Here is a 301-nt window from a genome sequence, read left to right on the forward strand (position 1 = left end):
CAGGCGGCTGGCCTGCCGGTGGCGGAGGAGCTTATACGCTCCGGCAATTTCCACGAGATCGACGGCTATAACGCCACCATGCAGCTTTTGTCGCTGCACGACCGGCCAAGCGCGATCTTCTCGGCCAACAACCCGATGGTGATCGGCACCATGAAGGCGATCCGCGACATCGGTCTGTCGTGCCCCGAGGACATTTCGGTCGCCTGCTTCGACGATTTTCCGTGGTCCGACGTGTTCGTGCCGCAACTGACAACCGTGGCGCAGCCGGTGCAGGCCATCGGCGAGCAAGCGGCCAATCTCC

The 301-nt window shown here is 63.1% G+C and carries 1 protein-coding gene; it reads left to right on the forward strand.

Annotation, left to right across the window (positions count from 1 at the left end):
* On the forward strand, nucleotides 1-301 hold a 301-nt coding region (locus EN857_RS34050), incomplete at both ends, for a substrate-binding domain-containing protein (RefSeq protein ID WP_135897732.1).

The sequence above is a fragment of the Mesorhizobium sp. M4B.F.Ca.ET.214.01.1.1 genome (assembly GCF_004791545.1).
GTDB classification, from domain to species: domain Bacteria; phylum Pseudomonadota; class Alphaproteobacteria; order Rhizobiales; family Rhizobiaceae; genus Mesorhizobium; species Mesorhizobium abyssinicae.